This is a genomic window from Flavobacterium gelidilacus DSM 15343 (assembly GCF_000422685.1).
GTDB classification, from domain to species: Bacteria; Bacteroidota; Bacteroidia; order Flavobacteriales; family Flavobacteriaceae; genus Flavobacterium; species Flavobacterium gelidilacus.
Genome location: NZ_AUGN01000004.1, coordinates 89,180 through 108,974 on the forward strand (window position 1 = coordinate 89,180; position 19,795 = coordinate 108,974).

Consider the following 19,795-nt stretch of genomic DNA (forward strand, 5'->3'; position numbering starts at 1 on the left):
TTGGAAAATCATTTTTATTCTGCTAAAAATCTGCACGACAATAACCCGACAAAAGCCTGTCAATTATTATATCATGTTGAAATTGAGCTTGAAGTATAGTTTCTTGTTTTTGTCTATTTCGTATGCATTTCGCAGTATAATGAATACATTAGATAGCACAATTAGTAGTATGAGTGCTATTGTAAACTTATTTCCAAGTTTTAAGAATATACCTAACAAAAAAACAATTGGTCCACTAATTGTCCAAAGCATTTGAACGGAAATAAGTTGATTGGTTAGTTTGTTTTTTTGTTTCATTACAACCATAAGTAGAAGTGGAGCGAGAATATTAAGAGGAGGAATTATAATGAATAGAATTGATGAAAGATTAATTAGCTTCAGTGCAGCATAGTTGATTACTTCAACATCTGTAGGTTCAATTTTGTTATTGAGACTATTAGTTTTAGGATTTGATTTATTGTTGAGCAATTGATTTTCCTTCACATCTAGTGCTTTTGCTATAGCTCTTCTCGTATGTCCTTTGGGTTCTATGCCTGTTTCAATTCGTTGAATTGTTCTTACTGAGATTCCTGAATTTTTTGATAATTCTTCCTGAGTTAGATTTTGTAATTCTCTTATGGTCTTTACTTTGGACATTCTGTAGGTTTAAATTTGTCGTTTATTGGTCTATCAAATACATAGAAAAATTATGGCAGTTTTTTTTTGGTTGTGATATGTTCTATTTTAGTTATTTTAAGTGGAAATAAATCCTACCAGTGTATATCTATTCAAAAAAAGTACTTACTCTTTGTACATTTTATCAATAAGTTCTTTGTATTTTTTTTCGATTACTTTTCGTTTTAGTTTTAGGGTTGCTGTTATTTCTCCAGCTTCTATGCTAAATTCTTTAGGTAATAAGGTGATTTTTTTTATTTTTTCAAAACTAGAAAATTCTTTTTGCATTTCTTCAATTCGTTTTTCGAAAAGGGCTATGATTTGGTTGTTTGTAATTAAATCTTCTATATTTTTAAACTTTATTTTGTGTTCTAGTGCGTATTTCTTTAAGTTTTCGAAACTTGGTACTGCTAATGCGGTTACGTATTTTTGTTGGTCTCCAATAACTGCAATTTGTTCTATAAACGAATCGTTAATAAGTGCTGTTTCTAGTTTTTGAGGAGCAATGTATTTTCCACCCGAAGTTTTCATTAGGTCTTTAATTCGGTCTGTGATTATTAAGTTTCCTTTTTGGTCTATTCTTCCTGCATCTCCTGTTTTAAACCAACCGTTTTCGAATACTTCTGCCGTTGCTTCTGGTTTTTTGTAGTAGCCTTTCATTACACCAGGTCCTTTTACTAAAATTTCGTCGTTTTCGCCAATTTTAATTTGTGTTCCTTCGATGGGTTTTCCGGCCGAATTGAATTCGAAATGTGTATCTCCAAAAAGAGTCGCTGTGGCTGTGGTTTCGGTTAAGCCATAGCCGCATTTAATGTTGAGTCCGAAGGAATGAAAAAAGGAAACCATGTCTGCGGCTAAAGGTGCACCTCCGCAAGGCATGAATTTTATGCGACCACCAAATAGTTCGCGTAATTTACTCAAGACTAATTTGTCTGCTATTTTGAATTTTAGGTTTAAAATTGCGGGTACTTTTATGCCTAATCTTTGGTGTTTGTTGTAATAGTTATTACCTATTCCTAAAGCCCAACTTGCGAGTTTCATTTTTGTAGGGGAAGCTTCTTTTCTTTTACTTTGGATAGCTGCAAATATTTTTTCAAATATTCTTGGAACCGTGCACATTACGGTTGGTTTTACTTCTTTTAAAACTTCTGCAATTTTTTTTGGGTCTTGGTTTAAATAGACTTCCATTCCTTTTTTTAGGCAGAAGAATACCCAACTGCGTTCGTAAATGTGGCTTAAAGGTAGAAAACTTAGTGTGATGTCTTTGTCGGAAACTTCTAATTCGTAATCATGTGCCACTAATGATGCTCCAAAATTATTGTAATCTAAGATAACACCTTTGGGTTCTCCTGTTGTGCCAGAAGTGTAAATGATGCTTGCTATGTCATCGTAATTACATTCGTCGTATCTTTTTTGAAGTTCTGTTTCAATCTGTTTTGTAGGTTCAAATGATGTAAAATCTTCTAAATAAATTGAGTTATTTGAAGGATGAAGTTTGATAGTTTTGGTTAAGGCTACAATTAGTTTTAAATACTTGGAAGTTTCTAGCAGTTCGTGCGCTTTGTCGTATTCGTTTTGATCGCCTACGAATAGTAAACTTACTTCGGCATCGTTTATAACATATTCGACTTCTTTCTTTGAGTTTGTAGCATAAATGGGAACTGTTACGGCTCTAACTCGCATGATTGCGCAATCGGCAATGATCCAATTGGGTTTGTTTTCAGAAAAAATTGCGATGTTTTGTTGTACTGTTATTCCGTAGTTTAACAATGCTTTTGCTATTTTTTCTATTTGAGAATTAAAGTCTAGCCAAGAAATGCCTTCCCATTTTTTAAGCTCATTATTTTTATAGTAGATGGCATTTTTGGTGTTAAAATGCTGGCTGTTTTCTTTTATCTCGTGTACTAAGTGTTTGTATTTCATCACACTGGTTTTGTTTGAAATTATTAGGGGAACTTTGTCTTATAATAGGACATTCAAATTTACAACTAATTGTTCATTTATTGTTGTTGTAGTTGTTTTTTGATTGGTTTGAATTAAGTTAAAATTTCAGGATAAGGATTTATTTTTCCTTAATTGTATGCATGAAAAAACCACAAGTACTTGTTTGTGTATTTGTGGTTTTCAGTAAAAAGTATTTTTTATTCTTTATTATGCAAATAGAATTTAAGCATTTTTTTCTTTGGGAAAGGAGATTATGAAATGACTTCCTTTTCCGGGTTCGCTTGTTACTGAGATGTTTCCACCGTTTTTAAGTATAAACTCTTTGCTTAGGACTAGACCTAGTCCTGTTCCGTCTTCGTTGTTGGTTCCTTTGGTGGATACGTGTTCTTCTATTTTAAATAGTTTTGAGATGGTTTCTTTTGACATTCCTACTCCAGAATCGATAATGTGTAGTTCTGAGGTTTCTATATTTTCCTTAAAATCTACGGTTATTGTTCCTTTTTCGGGAGTGAATTTTATGGCATTATTAATTAGGTTTGAAATTATGACTGATGCAGTATTTTTATCTACATAGACGTTGGTTTCTTTTGGAACTTTGCACGTTATGTCAATCTTTTTTTGTGCTGCAACACATACATAGGCAGCACAACTAGTGTCTATTAGGTTTTTTAAGTTTAGGTTTTCTTTATTGATGTCTATTTGTCCGGTTTGTGTTTGTGACCAGGTTAATAAGTTGGCTAACAATTCAAAAGTTGTTTTTGCGGAATTATTTAATTGACCTATGATTTCTTTTTTTTCTTGATCCTTAAAACTATCGTAGTCTTCTGCTAGAAGATTGGTGAAGCTTACAATGTTTCCGAATGGACCTCTAAGGTCGTGGGAAATAATGCTGAAGAATTTGTCTTTGGTTGAGTTTATTTGTTTTAGTTCGTCTCTTTGTTTAGAAATGATTTCGTTGTTAAGAACGAGTTGTTTGTTTGCTTTTTTCTTAATTGAAAATCTGCTGTAAAGTATTATAATCAATAGAATAACTAAAAGAGTTAGGGCAATAAAAGAGTTTCTTATGTTGGTTTGTTTGGCAATTGCTAATTCTTGAATTTGGTTATTTTTTCTTAATAATTCGTTTTCTTTTTCTTTTTTTTCGGTTCCGTATTTTGTTTGCATTTCTGCAATTTGATCGGAACTTTCTTCGTTATGAATGCTATCTCTTAGTTGATTGTGTTTTTCTAAATATTCTAATGCTTTTTCATAACTGCCCATAGCCTTGTAAAGTTCTGAGTAGTTTTTATAAATGTCTAGTTTGTCTTTTTTTGCTTTTAATTTATTAGATAATTGAAGTGAAATGTCATAATGCATTAAGGCTTCGTTGTATTTTTGTTGTTCTTTGTATACTTGTCCGATTCCTTTGTTAGCTAATAAAACTCCAAGTTGGTCGTTAATTTTTTTACTTAAGGTTAGTGATTCTTTAAAGTATTTTGAGGCACTGTTGTAGTTTTCAAGAAGGTATTCTGTGTCGCCTATATTGTATAAACTTATGGCTATTCCGTAATTGTTTTCATTTTTCTTGTAAATGTTTAGGGCTTTTTTGTACGATGCTAATGCTTTATTGTAGTCCTCTTTTAGTTTGTATATTTCGCCTAGGGTAGTGTGTTGAGAAGCTGTATTAACTTTGATATTTTCTTTTTCGGATACTTCAATAGCTTCTTTAATGTATTCTTGTGCTTTAGCATAATTTTTCTGTTCCAAATAAATGGAACTGATGTTGCTTAAAGTAAGTATATAAATATCTTTAAAATCATGTTCTTGAGCTATTTTTAGTGCTTTGAAATCATATTTTAAGGCATTTTCATAATCGAAAAGGTCTAAATAAACGGAACCTAAATTATTGCTTATTACGCTTATACCTTCTAGGTAATTAATCTCTTCGTAAATTAATAGTGCTTTGTGGTTGTTTTCAAGTGCATGGTTAAATTCACTTTTTGCCCATTGATTAATTGCTATGTTTCCTAATGCTCTACCTATATCCTCTTTACTTTTCAGTTCGGTAGCAAGATCAAAGGCTTGGTTTCCGTATTCTATACCTATATCTGGAGCAATACCCCAATAAGCATAACTTATGCTATTTAAAGTTTTAACTTTTTCAATATCTTTTTTATGAGGAAGTAGTGCCTCTAAACTATCAATTTCCGTTTGAGAAAATATGTGAGTTGTAAATAGTGACAATATAAATATTAATGAATATTTCATATTTTAAAAAACGAGTTAACTTAAATAAATGTTGTTTATAGATTCATAATTAATATTCTTAAAAAGAAATTTTAATTATGAAATATAAATGTATTCATTTAAGATGTATACTATTTTATGTGCTTTCAAATATAAGTATTTATTTAATTTTTAAACGATTAAATGTAATTTATTGTCGTTAAAAGGTTTTTAATGAGACTTATACACTGTTGTAAGGTGTTTAGAATTTTTTGATGTTCTTTTTTTAGTAAGTTTTGGTAGCGTTTTAGTTTTTAAAGTATGATAATTAGTTTTATTTAGTCAAGATCCAATTTACCAAATCGTTTTTATCGACTATTGACCAACTGTGTGGATGTCTATCTCCATTTGCTCTATATCCTTTATTAGTTGATGGAATATACTCAACTTTTTTAAAACCTTGTTCCTTTAAGCGCTCTGCAACCTTTTTTATGTAGAAAGCATTTGTTTGCTCATAATCTGCCATTCGGTTCTTTTTCCACCAAAGAGAATCGGGTTCTGTATAAAGTCTGATTTTAGTGTTTTTTAAGTGTTGTAAGTTAGAAGTATTGTTCGTTCTAAAAGTAAATACAGCTTTGCTTTCGTAGTTTTCAATGTCGTCTTTAGGGTTACCTAAAGCATTTCCTAAATTTTCTATTATCCAATTGCTTTCTTGCACAGAAACTTCTGAAAAATTTTGTTCTATATTTTTTTCTGATGAAGTGTACAATGCTACTAAATCAATTGGTGAATCAATAATGAAAACGCCTTTTGGCTTGATGTAGAATTGTTTTATTCCTAGTATGTAATCACTTATCATAAGGCTTACAATTCCACCACTAGAAAACCCACCAATGTAAATGTTGTTCGTTGGCAATTGGTTTTCTTCAAATATTTCCTGAAGTTGTTTTGCCAATTGGTTTTTTTCGTTTTCTTCTAACCAAAGTTTCTGATTATAATTTAAAAATAGGACCGCTATATCCTTACTTTTTGTTGTTTCAAGTATTTTAAACTCTCTTTTTATATCTTCAATGCTTTCTGGATAACCACCAAATAGTATCAAAACAGCTTTTGCTTGTTCATTTGGCTTGTAGAGTTCGTATTCCTCTTTGATGGTTTCTGAATATTCCGATTTTAAGTCTTTATCTTTTTGTTCTTGGGAATTATCATTCTTACAGGATATAAGTAAAAATAATAGTAGTAGCGTGAAAAGTTTATTCATTCTTGAAATTTATTACAACGTTTTACTACTTTAATTAGTAGTAGATCAAATAAAAATATATGAAAAAATTCTCTGGAAATATGTTTATGTTTTCTAGAGAATTGTTGAGCCTGTAACGTTTTATGAGGTTTGTTGTGTAGTTTTTTATTATAACTTTTCTAATTGTCCAACTTTTTCCATAGTAGGATCAATTTCCATGGTTATTTTTATGAACACGTTTCCATCTTCTGTTTTATAGGTTGTTCCACTTTTTAAATTTCCGTCAATTTGTTCTGGCTTTAGTTGGTACATTGCTCCAGTAATTGGGTCAATAATAAGCCCGACAAAACCACCTAAAAGAATATTTCCGATATACCACGCATTAAACTTCTTTTTAAGTTTTGTTTCGTATGTTTTGTATCCGTCAAGTTTTAGAGTTAATTGATATTCTTGGTTTCTTTTTAGCGTTTTTTGAAGGGGTGTTTGTCCCACTTGAACTTCATTGATAAACACTTGTGCAGTACTTGGTTCTGAAGTTATTTCTATAGTTTGCCTTGAACCTGAAATAATGGTTGCACAACTTGAAAGTAGTATAACTGAGGAAAGTACTGTGGCTTTAATAATAGTTTTCATTGTTTTTGTTTTAGATTTAGTCAATTTTTAATGTGTATTGAGGTAATGATGAAACGTCTCCATCATATTTATAAAGTTCGATTTTTAAACGGTAGCAAGTGCTCCACAAATCGGGTTTCTTCTTTTCTATTACTTTTACAATGTTTGCTCCATTTTTTCTTGCTTCAATTCTTGCTTTATTCATTAAGCTATTAAAACTACAATCTGTAGCTAACATTGAGTCTTGAAATCTTAAATCACCAACTTTTACAACGTTTTCTGGTATGTTGTGTTCGATGTCTAATAGTGCGACATTTTCATCAATTGATAATTTGGGTAGTGGATTCGTAAAATTTGAAGTGATTTTTGGTCCACAACTTGTAATTCCGATTACTATTATTAACATCAGAATTTTAGTTATTTTTTTCATATGATTTGCTATTGGTTTTTCTCAACAAAAGGAATGCTATTAACTGTTTATTTTTTATCAAATATAATTAAAAAGTTGATGTACTGCATAAAATCTTACAAAAATCTCATAATTTATATTTTTTGTATTTAAAAGGGTTTGGTTGTGATTTTCAACTATAACAAAAAAGGTTTCCAGATAATATTTACATATTATCTGGAAACCTTTTAAACCATTTAGGTTTACATATTTTTATAGTCTTATTTAGATATGTTTTTTTTGTAAAAAAAAATACTTAACATTTTCTATTAGTTCCTTGATTCTATTTTAAAAAATCAGCTTCTTTGAAACTAGGATTTGGGTATTTGTAAAAGCCTTCGCCAGTTGCAACACCTAATTTTCCTTTATCAATAAAATTTTCTTTTAGGTAATCAACTACTTGCTGTTTTACTGGATCTCCTGTTTTATCTGCTTCCATTTTATTAATGTTATAGGCTGTTGTAATGCCCACTATATCTAAAATTCCAAATGGTCCTGTTGGAGCACCTGTAGCAACTATCCAAGTTTTATCGATAGTTTCAACATCTGAAACACCTCTTACTAATAAGTCTAGTCCAGCACTTAATAAAGGAACTAATAATGAGTTAACTATATAGCCAGGCTGTTCTTTCTTTAATGGTAAGGCAACCATTCCTATAGATTTTGCAAACGCTACTATGGTATCAAATATTTTTGGATCTGTTCCGGGATGTCCCATGATTTCAGCTGTATTGTGTTTCCAAATTTCATTAGCAAAATGCAAAGCTACAAATTGAGCTGGTCTACCTGTAGATTCAGCAAACTGACTAGGCAACATTGTTGATGAATTACTTGCAAATATGGTTTTTTTGGGTGCCAAATCTGCAAGTTTTGTATAAAAAGCTATTTTTATAGCTGGTTTTTCTGGAACAGCTTCAATAAGTAAATCAGCATCATCTATAGCTGAAGCCAAATCTGAAGAAAAACTTAAACGCTTCATTGCTTCATTTACTTGTTGTTGCGTAGCATTCAAATCTGTTTTAAAAGCTTCACCTAATTTTTGAAAGGCAGTTTTTGATTTTTCTAATATTTCATCGCTGATGTCGTAAACCATTACATCATATCCGTGAAATGCAGTTTGGAACGCAATCTGAGATCCTAAAACACCACTACCTGCTATTGTTACTTTCTTGATATTCATAATTTTATTTTTTTATTGGTTTGTTACATTTAATTTAACTTTGATATTGCCGTGTATTGCTTTAGAATATGGACACTCTTAATGTGCCGTTTCTGTCAAATCTTGGGCTTTTTCTAGGCTTACTTCTGGAATATTTTGTACCAATCAAAAACAACTTTTCGATTTGTTTTATGTTTATTTTTAAATTTACACTTGTTTCTCTTGACTTAACCCTTTTAACAACTAAGTTTAGAACCCTATCAAAACAAGCTGGATATCTTGATGCTAAAAGCATTTCTGGATTCGCATAATATTCATTTGCCTCAAACATTACTTTCCTCTTTGATATATTTAAAGTGTAATTTGTTTTTACTTAATCGTGAATAACTGCCTTTTCAATTGGAGTCTCACCCGTTAGAATTTCAAAAACCTTATTGTGTTTTACATCATCTTCCAAAACTCCAACTAAGGTTTGAGCAACATCTGCTCTTGAAATACTTCCGTGATTTTCAATTTTTTCTTTCAGCAGAACTTTACCTGTACCTTCTTTATCTGTTAAAGAACCAGGTCTTACTATACTATAATCCAAGCCACTTACTTTTAGGTACTCATCAGCATTTTGTTTTGCTTTTAAATAGTCTTCAAGTTCATCACTCACAGAAGGATTGTCAGCTCCCATTGTGCTTAACATAACGAACTTACTTACTCCAGCATTTTTAGCAGCATCAACTAGTCTTTTTGCACCTTCTTGATCTACTCCAATTACATTTTTACCTTTTGACCCTGCAGCAAAAATTACTTTATTCACATTAAGTACAGCATGATTTAAATCCTTTTCTAAATCGGCTAATACCGCTGAAACATTTTCGTTTTCAAAGCGGTCTTTTTGCTCTTGTTTTCTAACCATGGCTATAGGGCTATAGTTGTCAGATTCTTTTAATAAGTTAATAATAATTCTTCCTGTTGTTCCGTTTGCTCCGGCTACTAATATGTTTTGTTTATTGTTAGTCATGTTTTCTGTATTTTTTAAAATTATAATTTTGTTTATTTATTTTAGCTGTTTAGGACATGCTAATAATTACTTTTCCTTTGGCTTTTCCAGTTGCTAAGTATAAATAGGCATCGACTCCATCTTCTAAAGGATAAATCAGATCTATTATTGGCTGGATATCTCCGTTTTCAACCATTTTACTTATAGTTTTTAGTTGTTCAGCGTTAGGTTGCATCCAGGTTAGTTTATAAATAGCATCTTTCTCTTTAATTAATCTAGCTAATTTTTCGGATAACTTATACTCTTTCATGCCCATTTGTTTTGCTGTTTCTTCGTCAGGTGGACCTACTATTGTAGTCACTTTTCCACCTTCTTTAATAATTTTAAAGGCATCAAAAGTGTAATCATCTCCCAAAGTATCAAAAACGATATCTAAATTTTGGGCAACTTCTTTGTAATCTTCCGTTTTGTAATCAATTACTCTGTCGGCACCCAAAGCTTTTACCCAGTCTACATTCTTGCTGCTGGTAGTAGTATAAACGATAGCTCCTTTTGCTTTTGCATACTGAATTGCAAAACTACCTACACCACCAGAACCAGCATGAATAAGAATTCTATCGTTCTCTTTAATACCGACTCGATCCAAGGCTTGTATTGCTGTTAGACCTGCTAATGGTAATCCGGCTGCTTCTTCGAAAGAGATATTTGAGGGTTTTTTAGCAACTAAGTTACTTTTGATACTTACAAATTCTGCTACAGTTCCCATTTGTTCTTGTGGTACCCTGGAATATACTTCGTCTCCTATTTCGAAATTGTTTACATCTGCACTTTTGTCAACCACCACACCACTTACATCAAAACCTATTGTACTTGGTAAATTTAAAGAAATCATCTCTTTCAATTTACCTTCCACCATTTTGTAATCAATTGGATTTAAAGAAGCTGCTTTAACTTCAACTAAAATGTCATTTGGTTTTAAAGTAGGTTTTTTTACCTCATTGATAGATAAACTGTCTTTAATTTCTCCATATTTTATTATTTGCAATGCTTTCATAGTTTCTTTGTTTTTTTGTAGTTTTATAATAGAACTTCAATATACAAAGACATTTAGTTTGAGGCGTTACACGATTATTAGTAATTATTATAGAATTATAATGGTTACTTTTTGTTTTATAATAGTTTGAATAGAGTAGAGGTAAAAGCAGGAATTTAATTAATATAAAATGAACTTATTGAAAGTATATAGTATTTACACTTAAGATTGATTTTGTATTAATGCTTTTGGTTTTTTCTAAAGGAAATCTGAATGGTTAATTTTGATTCAATTTGTCTGTTTTTAGCACACTTTTTTTCCTGTTAGTATTTGGGAAGATTTATTCTTTTATTTTTTTGATATTACCAACGATAGCGCAAGAGACTTGTACAGTATTAAATATAGTTCCAAATTTTTCGATGTTTTTTTTCAGCAATTCTAAATTTAAGCTTTTGTCTTGGCTATATATTAATAATTCGTAGTTTATTTCATCCATTCTAGGTGGTTTCTCTAAACGTGTTGCGCTCACCGTGATTTCTGCTTTTGAGTATTCGAAATTCATGAAGGTGGAGAAACGTTCAACATTTTTGAGAATGCATGCTGCAAATGATCCTAAGAACAACTCGGCTGGATTGGGTAATGTATCAGCTGTTTCCGGAGTTGTTCCAAAATTAGTTTTGGATTGTTTGATGCTTAAGTTAGCATCGTTTTTTGAAACAGAATTTGCTTTAATGGCATATTTCATAATTCTTTTTTTTCAATATATAAGTATGTAATATCTTATCTGTGTTGGTCAATAAGGATATTGTTTCCGTCAGGATCTGATAAGGTTATGTGTGAAGGACCAGTTGTTTTTTCATCTGCTTCAGTCGTTAGTTCTATTCCTAATTTTTTTAGGTGATTTTGAATGATTCTAACGTCATCAAATTCTTCAATATTTTGCGCGTTGCTGTCCCAACCTGGATTGAATGTGATGATGTTTTCTGTGAACATGCCTTGAAAAAGTCCGATTACGGCTGTTTCATTTTTTAGGACAATCCAGTTTTGATCGATGTTTCCTCCTTTGTATTTGAAACCTAAGTTTTCATAGAATTCTTTTGACTTGTGAATGTTTTTACGGCTAGACTTATTGAGAATGCTCCTAGTTTCATAGTTTTTTTATTTGTGGTTAATTTGCTTTATTAAATATACTAAAAGATATTACTTTTATTGATGTTTTATGGGTACATATTTTAGTTAATTCAAAGTTTCTTTTCCATTTTAATATTTGCTCTTTCGTAAAGACCTTCTTCTAAAGTTGTTTCGACAAACCCATGTTTTCTATACAAATTAATGGCTGCTTCTAATTTTGTATTTGAGTAAAGTATGAGTTTTTTAAATTGTTTTTGTTTGGCAATTTCTAGACAGTGTTCTACTAAAAGGTTTCCTATTTTATTTCCTTGTGCTTTGGGTGTTACAGCCATTTTTCCAATTTCATAAATGGTTTCTGATTTTTTTAATAGTGAAACTGTTGCTACTATTTCATTGTTCAATTTGGCGAAATAGATGAATCCACCTTTGTCAATAATATGTTCTTTAGGATTAGAAAGTGCTATAAAATCACCTGTTTCGACACGAAAATATTTTTCTAACCATTCATAATTTAATGTTTTTATGTAGTCTTTTAACGCTTCATTAAATGCAATGATTTCAATTTTATTAGAATCGGTATTCATGAGGTCTTTGTGTTTTATTTCTTTAACTTATGATAAACTTATTTTCATGCTAAAAATACTTAGCTATTATTGATCACTTTTTTTTTCGTCTATGTATAAATCGTTATACATATTATTTGGTTTTAGATAGACGATATTATTTTGAAAATCTAAGAATATATTAAATCTTTTTAAAATTTCGTTTCCTAGAATATGTATGTTTTTATCCTTCAATGGCTTTTGAGTTGTTGTTATTTGTACAGGGATATTTTTAAGTTTATATTTTCCGATCTTTAAAACTTTCAAATTCGAAATAATAACGGATATTTCGTTTCCTTGTGCTCCTTTCATGATTTTGTTTTTGATAACTTTCATTTTGTTGGTTGGAAAGTTGCCTTCTTTTAATAAATCATTGTCCAACATTACAGTTCTATCAAAACCAGTATCAAAAAGAAAAAGGTTTTCGTTTGTAACACCATTTTCTTTAATTTCACTAGAAATCAAAAATAAGTCTTTCCAGAATTCCATTTTGAGTTTTGTAAATTTACGGTCTAATGCTACGTGTTTAGGTAATTCGGAATGAATAATTAATGCGTTCTTGTCGTAATTTAGCTCGACTATTTTTCCTTTAAAAAAGTCCCATCCAAATCTTCCATCTGTTCCGTGTCCGGCTAATTCGGCATCATAGACTTTAGTTTTGTAATTCGTTTTTCCGATTTTTAAATTATAAAAAGTACTATAGAGTTCTGGTTTAGATATGAGTTTATTGTTTAACACATTATTTGTTAAAATTAATTCGGTTGTTCCAGTATCAAAATTTAAGTTTAAAGTGTCCTTTACATTAAAAACGGCTTTTACAAAGATGGTATTATGTTCGTTAATAGTCAGTGCAATAGTGTCACTCAATTCTAATTTTTGAGCAAAAGTAGTTGTGTAAACTAGTATAAAGACTAGCAATAAGTTTTGTTTCATAGATATAGATTTTATTTTTTTTGTAATCTATTTTTTAAGTAATACCTCTTCAAAACTTGTGTTTATTAATTCGGCTATTAATTTAGAATTACTTTGGTTTAAAAGGATTATCATTCCCCAATTGGTTTTTTTGTCGTAAGCTAAAATTGCAGAACAAGCTAATGTGTTTCCTGTTTTATAGAAGAAACTATCTGTTCCATTTCTTTCTATTTGTTGTCCAAAAGCCATTTCTCTATCTTCTGTTTTGTAATAAGTTTGTTCGGTAATTGTGGTTGCTTTTGCGATTTTTCCTTTTTTTGACAATAAGGCTTTTAGGAATTTTGACATATCAACTGTGTTGGATTTTATTAATCCTGCTGATGCAACAATTGAGTTCCAGTTTAAAAATTCTTGTTCCAATCCTTCTAAATCATAACCTACAATTTTGTTTTTCAAATTGAAGTCTGTTGTTAATGTTTGATTCATTTTTAGGGGAATTAGTATTTTTTCTCTTAGAATTGTATCATAATTTTTATCGTACACTTTTTCTAATATCATACCCATTATTACAAAGTTTATGTTAGAATATCGATATTCACCATAATCTTTTAAAGTCGTTTTTTCATTTAATAATTCATGAACTTTTTCTATATCAATGTCTAAAGGTTGTTTAGGATTTGATTCCATTAGTTCTTTAAAGTCAAAATCAGGCAAACCAGATTGATGTGAAGCTAAGTCAGAAATTCTTATTTTTCCTTTAATCTCTTCTGATAGTTTGTATTCTTTTGGAAGGTAATTGTCTATAAAGTCATCTGTTTTTAATTTTCCTTCGTTGGCTGCTTGTGCTATTAAATTTCCGGTTAGAAGTTTGGTGACTGAACCTATTTCATAAACTGTGTTTTCGTCAACTGCTATGTTGCTCTCTCGACTTATTTTTCCGTAGTTGAAGAAATATTCTTTTCCGTTGTCAACGAATCCGATGCTCATTACAATATCTGGATTTTTAAGTGCAATTGCTTTACAAATAGAATCCACTTTTGTTGCTCGTGATTGTGCAAGTGCAAATTGAGTTGTAAGTATTAAGATTAATATAGTATTGATTGTTTTCATGATTTGATTGATTGATTTTATTTGTCTAGTTTTTTAATTTCGGGAATGATGTATTCATCCAATAATTTTGCGGTTTGGTTGTGCGATTCCATTCCTCCATTAAAATAAGTGCTTGTTAAAACCACCACTAAATCTAATTCAGAAAAAACAGCTACTTTATTTCCACCAGTTCCTGTCATGAAATAGGCTTTTTCCTTTTCTTCTTTTCCAAATTCAGACAACCACCATAAATAGCCATATTCATAGTCGAACATTCCAACTTCAGCATGTGGTTTAGTTGATTCAGTAACAAAATCTTCTGAAATGATTTGTTCGTTATTCCATTTTCCTTTATTCAAATATAATTGACCTATTTTTAATAAATCACGACTTTTTAGTCCTAATCCACCACCAGTCATTGGAATTCCTGTTGGTGTCATTTGCCAATGATAATCTGTTATTCCTAGTTTTGAAAAGAGGGCTTTGTCTGCATATTTTTCTAATGAACCTGTAACGTTATTTATCACATCGCCCAAAACAACTACTCCAGCAGTACAATAACTAAAACTTCTACCGTATTTTGTATCTTTTGGTTTTTTTATCCATTCAGGAAATCCTTTAATTGGCAAATCCCAGTAGAATTTTACCCAATCTTCTATGATGTACATGCGTTCTTCTTGTCCGCGTGAGTTTTCATTCCAATCGTCACATTCTAAAATGGAAGACATGGTAAGTAAATCTTCAATTGTGATTTTATCTTTTCGTTTGTCTGGATTTTGTAGGTCTTTGACTTTTGAGAATTTTGAAGCGACTTCATTAACCGATTTTAAAGATCCATTTTGAAGTAATGTTCCAATAAGTGTTCCTGTAATTGTTTTTGTTGCGGAACGTGTATTCTGTTTTGTGTCAGAATTACTCTCATTGTAATAGTTTTCAAAGATTACTTTTCCGTTGTGAGCGATTACAATACTAGTAATCTGCTTGAATTGATTTGCTGAAACAAGGCTGTCCATTTTTTTGATGGTTTCGTTTCCTAAAAGTTGACTTTCGACTTTCCAACCATCTTGTTTTTGAACGGGTTGAAAAGATGTGCTTTGAGCATTACTAGTTAGGCCAACGACTAATAGTAACATGGTGATTGTTAATTTGTACATTTGATTTGATTGATGATGAATCTATTAGACAAATTTTTTCACAGATTGTTACAGTTTTATTTTTAAATGAAAGTATAATTTGATGGCTTTAGTGAATCTACAAGTATAAAATAAATGATTAAGTAATCTAAATTACTTGACTATAACTTTCAGTTGCTTTTCTTAAGTTTTCGGAAAGGGATTTTAACCAAGTTAGTTGGTTGGAGATTAGATAGGCTTCTTGTAAATGGTGAAGCGTATCGGTATGTAATTCTGTATTTCCTTTTTCGATGTTTTCATCTCTATTTTTGGAAAGGACTTCAAAAGTTTTTAATAGTGTTTCTTCTGCTTCTTTTATGGTCTTTTCATCGTTTTGTTGTTCAGGATTTTTGCCTTCTAATTGTTCTGAAGCTATTTGCAAAGTGTTTGCAATTTTTTCAATCAAAACATCAAACTCTTGTGAGGCTGGTGTAGTTTTGTGATTCATAATGAAACTCCCAATAGAAGCTATGGCTGAAACCATGGTTTGGTTTAAGGTTACAAGATTATAGATCAACTCAAATTCCTTTTGTTTTGATTTAGGATCTTGCGTAAGTCGTTGAAAAGCAGCGTTTAAATTGCTTATGGCTAAAAACACTTCTTTTCGAGCTATTTTATAAGCTAGTAGATTTTTCTCTTTTTCATGGTATAAGTCTTTTGTGGCTAAAATATAGCTTTTGTTTTTTTTAAGTGCGTTAACAAGTACATTTTTTAAATTGTTGACTTCCCAACTAGGCCATAACATATAATTAGCAACAATAGCAATGATGGCACCTATAATGGTATCTATAACTCTGTATTGGATAACTTCAAAAGCATTGGGATTTATTAAGGAGTAAACAAAAACAATGTTGATGGTAATTAAGGCAGCAGCGGATTTATAATTTTGCTGAATTAGGGCTATGGATAAAGTTAAAGATATTATGGCTAAAACTCCGTAAACGATTGTGTTTTGAGTTAGTAATACAATTGCAATGGCTATGGCAGCTCCAATGAATGTTCCGATAATACGATCTTTTGAACGTTCTTTGGTTAGTCCATAATTAGGCCTTATAATTACAATAATGGTTAAGAGAATCCAATAGGTGTTATGAATATCTAGTATTGTTCCTACTATAAATGCAAATAACATAGCTACTGTAAAGCGAAGAGCATGTCTGAAAAGATTGGAGTTAAAGCTAAGGTTTTGAATGATTACATTTAAGTTATATTCTTGTAGGGTTAAAAATTGACTTGCATCTTGTCGTTTGAATGATACTTTAGAAGCGTTTTCTACATTAGCCATTACTCTACGAATAGCTCTTATTTCTTCTAGCAGTAGTTCTTGATAGTCGTATAGGTTTTTTAAAACTAATGCTCCTTCCCGTGCCTTTGGAAGTTTTACTTCTTCTATATATTCTGCAATGGCTTCATTCGAATTTGATAAAGCTTTTAATAAGCTATCTTTATTGGGAAGTTTATTATTTTGAATGAGTAGTTCAGCTAGTTTTATGAGGTGATTACCCATCACCTTATTTAGATTTTTTGAGGCTTTTAGGTGGTGTTTTTTATCGCTAAAAATTCTGTCTATTTCATGGTAATCGAGATGTTTGGCTTCTACAAGCTCAAATATGTTGACAGACGAAATAAATATTAAGAGTTCTTTTTCATCGTAATGCGATCGTCCTGAACGTTTTCTTCCTGTAAAAAGAACTTCTCTTAAGGTTTCATGTTTTTCATTTATTTGGGTTTGTAATACTAAGGCTTGTTTCATGAGTGCCTCCCGTTCCTCTCTTTTGGTTAAAAGTTTAGCTCTTAGTTTTAGATATTTACCAATGAGACCTAGCGTGTCTGACAAGAGTTGGTTTTTATCTTTTTGTGGTGCCAATTTTTGAAAGGTGTAGGATACAAGTAAATACCAAAGTCCACCAATTCCCATAAGTCCAACATGTGTTAGAATTTCTTGAGCAGTTTCTTTTTGTATGGCAAAGGCAATTACCATGGATAATAGACCAGAAAAAGAGACTAATGAAGCTCTAAAACCATAGACGGATATTAGAGAAACTATAAACGAAATTATAGCCATAGAGAACAATAGAATAGGGAAGTAGGTTTTCGAAAAAAGTATAATGGTTGTAATTAACATGGTTAACCCAATACTAATTAAAATGGCATTGACTTTTCGTTTTAAACTTCCAGGAATATCTCCAGGAGCATTTAAGAACGCACCAACCACAATAGCAGGAGCAAACTGAGAATACCCTAAAAGAGATAGCACAACAAAAGGTGTTACTACAGCAAAAGATAGCCTGATTCCTTTATAGAAGTTGGAGCTTTTTAGGAATAATTCTAAATTTTTTAAATGTTTGTTCAATACTTTTGTTTAAGTAAATTTCAAAATATTTTGTCCTACTATAGAATGTTGTCCATTATACAAAACTTTTACTGCTTTTATCATTGCTTTTGCTAACAGTTTTGTTTCCATTGGTTTTTGTGAATGGAATAGACCTAATTTATTGAAGAATTTAATTACTTTAATTCCTATAACTTCCATTTTTCGTTCACTGCCTTCTCTTATTAAAATGGGTGGATTAAAAATAATTAATTTTGTAAAGGAAAGGGCTTTCACAGCTTCTTCTAATTTTCCTTTCATTTTTGTATAAAAAAGTAAGGAGTTAGAAGATGCATTAGAAGAGGAAATTAAAACATAATTGTTTACATTATTGTCTTGAGCAATTTTGGCGAACTCATATTGATAACCGTAATCAATTTTCCATTGGGCTTCTTTGCTTCCAGCTGCTTCAAGGGTTGTGCCTAAACAAGAAAATAAAACATCTCCATTTACTAGTGCTTTCCATTCATCGGACTTGTCAAAATCTATTATATGAACTTTTAATTTTTCATGCTCTATATTTACTTCTCGTCTTACAAAAATGTCAACTTGTTTGTATGTGTCATCTTTTAAAATCATTTGTAATAATTCTTCCCCTGTTGCTCCTGTAGCTCCGATTATAAGTGCTTTCATTTGATATATTTTTGATTTTTTCAGCTTTTATCAAATATACCAAAAACTTATATCGTTTTATCGAATCTGACTTTGTTTATGATTTTCTTAATATATTTTCTATTTTTTTCCTTTGGCTAGTTCGTCTACTAGTTTATCTAAATAGCGTACTTGTTGGGTTAAAGTATTTTCAATTTCTTCTATACGATGACTACAAATAACTCCTTTTATAAGATTTGCATTTGGGTTAAGAGTTGCTTTTTGAAAAAAGGTTTCAAAAGTATCTTTATTGTCAATTAATTCTTGAAGTTTTACTTCATCAAAATCTCTTAGCTATTCAATTACTTGGTGTAATTCTTGAATGATTCTATCTTTTTTACAATTTTTGAAGCATAATTTGGATAGACTGAGGCGAAAGTCAATTTTGCTATCCTTTGATTATGGTCTTCAGTTGGTTTCATTTTTTTAAATTGTTAACTTCAAATATAATAAAAAAAGCCTTTACAATTACGTAAAGGCTTTTTGACTTTTTCTATATTTAAGATTATTGAGGAGTAACTTTTTCTAACATTTCAATTTCAAAAACTAAATTTGTTTTTGCTGGAATTGGTCCACCCCCTTTTTCTCCATATCCCAAATTATAAGGAATGAATACTAGTAATTTATCCCCTAATTTCATTTGTTCTAATCCTTCGATGAATCCAGGTATTAAACCCTCTTTTTTTCCATATTCAAAAGGAAAAGGTTGATATCCATTGCTGTCAGCTCTTCTGTGGTCATATTTTCCGTAAGCTTTTGCTACTTCTTCATAACTACTATCAAACATGTCTCCATTTTCAAAATATCCTGCATAATGAATTAGGACACTTGTACCTGCAGCTGGTTTAGCTCCTTTTCCTTTAGTGATAAAAGCATATTCTAATCCAGAAGTTGTTTTAGTAGCTTTTTTTCTCATTTTAGTTAAGAAAGCCATTTTGTCTTTTGCTGCTTTTTCAGCTATTTCTTTTGCTGCTTTAGCTTCTTCTCCTAATTTACCATAATAATCGCTGAACACTTTTTTAGCATCAAATTTATTTGCTTCAGAACCAACTTTTATGATGTTTAGTTCCATTATTTGGTCACCTTGAGCAATTGCATTTACTACATCCATTCCTTCAAGAACTTCTCCAAAAACACTATGTTTGTTGTCTAACCAAGGTGTTGCTTTGTGTGTAATGAAAAATTGTGAACCGTTTGTTTCTGGTCCAGCATTTGCCATAGAAAGAATTCCTCCTTTGGTATGTTTTAATGATGGATCAAATTCATCTTTAAATTTATAACCTGGTCCACCAGAACCAATTCCATCAGGATCGCCTCCTTGTACCATAAAATAGGCTATAACTCTGTGGAATTTTAATCCATTATAAAAAGGTTTTCCTTTTAACTTTCCTTCCACAAAAGGGTTTGTTCCTTCGGCTAACGAAACAAAATTTGCAACAGTTATTGGTGTCTTTTGGTATTCTAATTTAATTAAAATATCGCCTTTGTTGGTTTTCATTTGTGCATATAATCCATCTTCTGTCTGTGCAAAAGTGAAGATTGAAGTAAATAACAATGCAAGTGCTATGAGTTTTTTCATTT

General features: G+C 30.9%; 19 protein-coding genes and 1 pseudogene. All 20 read right to left on the bottom strand.

Going from position 1 to position 19,795, the window contains the following annotated elements; all coding sequences use genetic code 11:
- Positions 1-66: 66 nt before the first annotated feature.
- On the bottom strand, positions 67-636 hold the full coding sequence (locus G507_RS0103225; protein WP_026716136.1) for a helix-turn-helix domain-containing protein: 570 nt from the start codon (positions 634-636) through the stop codon (positions 67-69).
- A 144-nt stretch (positions 637-780) separates the two neighbouring features.
- On the bottom strand, positions 781-2,577 hold the full coding sequence (locus tag G507_RS0103230) for an AMP-dependent synthetase/ligase (protein WP_026716137.1): 1,797 nt from the start codon (positions 2,575-2,577) through the stop codon (positions 781-783).
- Between the two features lie 243 nt (positions 2,578-2,820).
- The gene (locus G507_RS0103235; RefSeq protein ID WP_035665563.1) at positions 2,821-4,845 is read right to left on the bottom strand and encodes a tetratricopeptide repeat-containing sensor histidine kinase; all 2,025 of its coding nucleotides are present in this window, start codon (positions 4,843-4,845) and stop codon (positions 2,821-2,823) included.
- A gap of 292 nt (positions 4,846-5,137) precedes the next feature.
- A complete protein-coding gene (locus tag G507_RS16345) occupies positions 5,138-6,064 on the bottom strand; it encodes a hypothetical protein (protein WP_051191474.1) in 927 nt (308 codons plus the stop codon).
- A 147-nt stretch (positions 6,065-6,211) separates the two neighbouring features.
- A complete protein-coding gene (locus G507_RS0103245) occupies positions 6,212-6,676 on the bottom strand; it encodes a PEGA domain-containing protein (protein ID WP_026716139.1) in 465 nt (154 codons plus the stop codon).
- 16 nt (positions 6,677-6,692) lie between these two features.
- Positions 6,693-7,085 carry a hypothetical protein gene (locus tag G507_RS0103250; RefSeq protein WP_026716140.1) on the bottom strand — a complete coding sequence of 131 codons (393 nt, stop codon included), beginning with the start codon at positions 7,083-7,085 and terminating at the stop codon, positions 6,693-6,695.
- Positions 7,086-7,386: 301 nt separating this feature from the next.
- Positions 7,387-8,283, bottom strand: a complete 897-nt coding sequence (locus G507_RS0103255) for a 3-hydroxyacyl-CoA dehydrogenase (protein ID WP_026716141.1) — start codon at positions 8,281-8,283, stop codon at positions 7,387-7,389.
- Between the two features lie 61 nt (positions 8,284-8,344).
- The gene (locus tag G507_RS17490; protein WP_211218969.1) at positions 8,345-8,593 is read right to left on the bottom strand and encodes an OsmC family protein; all 249 of its coding nucleotides are present in this window, start codon (positions 8,591-8,593) and stop codon (positions 8,345-8,347) included.
- Positions 8,594-8,635: 42 nt separating this feature from the next.
- Positions 8,636-9,274 (bottom strand): SDR family oxidoreductase, encoded by a 639-nt coding sequence (locus G507_RS0103265; RefSeq protein ID WP_026716143.1) that lies wholly within the window; start codon positions 9,272-9,274, stop codon positions 8,636-8,638.
- 49 nt (positions 9,275-9,323) lie between these two features.
- The gene (locus tag G507_RS0103270) at positions 9,324-10,307 is read right to left on the bottom strand and encodes an NADP-dependent oxidoreductase (RefSeq protein ID WP_026716144.1); all 984 of its coding nucleotides are present in this window, start codon (positions 10,305-10,307) and stop codon (positions 9,324-9,326) included.
- Positions 10,308-10,626: 319 nt separating this feature from the next.
- Positions 10,627-11,031 carry an OsmC family protein gene (locus tag G507_RS0103275; RefSeq protein WP_026716145.1) on the bottom strand — a complete coding sequence of 135 codons (405 nt, stop codon included), beginning with the start codon at positions 11,029-11,031 and terminating at the stop codon, positions 10,627-10,629.
- A gap of 35 nt (positions 11,032-11,066) precedes the next feature.
- Positions 11,067-11,423, bottom strand: a complete 357-nt coding sequence (locus tag G507_RS16350; RefSeq protein ID WP_342662427.1) for a VOC family protein — start codon at positions 11,421-11,423, stop codon at positions 11,067-11,069.
- Positions 11,424-11,527: 104 nt separating this feature from the next.
- Complete coding sequence (locus G507_RS0103285; RefSeq protein WP_026716146.1) at positions 11,528-12,001, bottom strand: GNAT family N-acetyltransferase; 474 nt, start codon at positions 11,999-12,001, stop codon at positions 11,528-11,530.
- A gap of 66 nt (positions 12,002-12,067) precedes the next feature.
- Positions 12,068-12,952 (bottom strand): pepsin/retropepsin-like aspartic protease family protein, encoded by an 885-nt coding sequence (locus G507_RS0103290; RefSeq protein ID WP_211218970.1) that lies wholly within the window; start codon positions 12,950-12,952, stop codon positions 12,068-12,070.
- Positions 12,953-12,979: 27 nt separating this feature from the next.
- Positions 12,980-14,041: a serine hydrolase domain-containing protein gene (locus tag G507_RS0103295; protein WP_026716148.1), complete on the bottom strand. Its 1,062-nt coding sequence runs from the start codon at positions 14,039-14,041 to the stop codon at positions 12,980-12,982.
- A gap of 17 nt (positions 14,042-14,058) precedes the next feature.
- On the bottom strand, positions 14,059-15,174 hold the full coding sequence (locus G507_RS0103300) for a serine hydrolase domain-containing protein (protein ID WP_051191475.1): 1,116 nt from the start codon (positions 15,172-15,174) through the stop codon (positions 14,059-14,061).
- A 127-nt stretch (positions 15,175-15,301) separates the two neighbouring features.
- Entirely contained in the window at positions 15,302-17,545 is a 2,244-nt protein-coding gene (locus G507_RS0103305) for an FUSC family protein (RefSeq protein WP_026716150.1), read from the bottom strand.
- Between the two features lie 9 nt (positions 17,546-17,554).
- Positions 17,555-18,196 (bottom strand): NAD(P)H-binding protein, encoded by a 642-nt coding sequence (locus tag G507_RS0103310; RefSeq protein WP_026716151.1) that lies wholly within the window; start codon positions 18,194-18,196, stop codon positions 17,555-17,557.
- A 76-nt stretch (positions 18,197-18,272) separates the two neighbouring features.
- Positions 18,273-18,636, bottom strand: a pseudogene (locus G507_RS17495) (DUF2200 domain-containing protein).
- Positions 18,637-18,719: 83 nt separating this feature from the next.
- Entirely contained in the window at positions 18,720-19,793 is a 1,074-nt protein-coding gene (locus G507_RS0103315; RefSeq protein WP_026716152.1) for a peptidylprolyl isomerase, read from the bottom strand.
- Positions 19,794-19,795 lie beyond the last annotated feature (2 nt).